1 protein-coding gene is annotated in these 1,578 nt (G+C 70.7%); it reads left to right on the forward strand.

The features are described 5' to 3' along the window. On the forward strand, positions 1–1,578 hold a 1,578-nt coding region (locus tag ESO86_RS16680; protein ID WP_165308208.1), incomplete at both ends, for a DNA translocase FtsK.

A 1,578-nucleotide genomic window follows, 5' to 3' on the forward strand; every position in this document is an offset into this window, starting at 1 on the left:
GCGGGTGCGGCCGTGGGCGACGCGACCGCGACCGTCGACCCCGCGGCATCCGCCGACCGGCCCGCCGACCTGCCGGACCGGCCGTACCACCTGCCGTCGTCCTCGACGCTCGCAGCGGGCGCACCCGCCAAGACCCGCTCCGCCGTGAACGACGAGGTCGTGCGGCAGATCACGGGCGTGCTCGAGCAGTTCGGCGTCGACGCGAAGGTCACGGGCTTCTCCCGCGGCCCGACGGTGACGCAGTACGAGATCGAGCTCGGGCCGGGCGTGAAGGTCGAGCGCGTGACGGCGCTGTCGAAGAACCTCTCGTACGCGGTCGCGTCCAACGAGGTCCGCATCCTCTCGCCGATCCCCGGCAAGTCCGCGATCGGCGTCGAGATCCCGAACGCCGATCGCGAGACCGTCACGCTCGGCGACGTGCTCCGCTCGGGCGCCGCGGTGAACGCGAAGCACCCGATGACGATCGGCGTCGGCAAGGACGTCGGCGGCGGCTACGTCGTCGCGAACCTCGCCAAGATGCCGCACCTGCTCGTGGCCGGTTCCACGGGGTCCGGCAAGTCGAGCTTCGTGAACTCCATGATCACGAGCCTGCTCATGCGGGCGAAGCCGTCCGAGGTGCGGATGGTGCTGATCGACCCGAAGCGCGTCGAGCTGGCGCCCTACGCGGGCGTGCCGCACCTCATCACCCCGATCATCACGAATCCCAAGAAGGCCGCAGAGGCGCTGCAGTGGGTCGTCAAGGAGATGGACATGCGGTACGACGACCTCGCGTCGTTCGGGTTCCGCCACATCGACGACTTCAACGCGGCCGTGGTGGGCGACGAGATCAAGCTGCCCGCCGGCAGCGAGCGCACGCTCAAGCCCTATCCGTACCTGCTCGTCGTCGTCGACGAGCTCGCGGACCTCATGATGGTCGCCCCGCGCGACGTCGAGGACTCCATCGTGCGCATCACGCAGCTCGCTCGCGCATCGGGCATCCACCTCGTGCTCGCCACCCAGCGCCCCTCGGTCGACGTCGTCACGGGCCTCATCAAGGCCAACGTGCCGTCGCGGCTCGCGTTCGCGGTGACGAGTGTCACCGACTCGCGCGTCATCCTCGACCAGCCGGGCGCCGACAAGCTCATCGGACAGGGCGACGCGCTCTTCCTGCCGATGGGCGCGTCGAAGCCGATCCGCGTGCAGGGCGCGTGGGTCACCGAGACCGAGATCGACCGCGTCGTGAAGCACGTCACGCGCCAGGCCCGTCCCGAGTACCGGAAGGACGTCGAGGCGGCGGTCGAGAAGAAGGAGATCGACTCCGACATCGGCGACGACCTCGAGCTGCTGCTCGCGGCCGCCGAGCTGGTCGTCTCCACGCAGTTCGGCTCCACCTCGATGCTGCAGCGCAAGCTCCGGGTCGGCTTCGCCAAGGCCGGACGCCTCATGGACCTCCTCGAGTCGCGCGAGATCGTCGGACCGTCCGAGGGGTCCAAGGCGCGCGACGTCCTCGTGACGCCCGAGCAACTGCCCGGCGTGCTCGCGAAGCTGCGCGGCGAGGAACCCGCCGCGCCCGCGGCGCCCGCGGCGTCCGCGCGGGCG

Origin of the sequence: Agromyces binzhouensis (assembly GCF_004135055.1) — a bacterium.
GTDB classification, from domain to species: Bacteria; Actinomycetota; Actinomycetes; order Actinomycetales; family Microbacteriaceae; genus Agromyces; species Agromyces binzhouensis.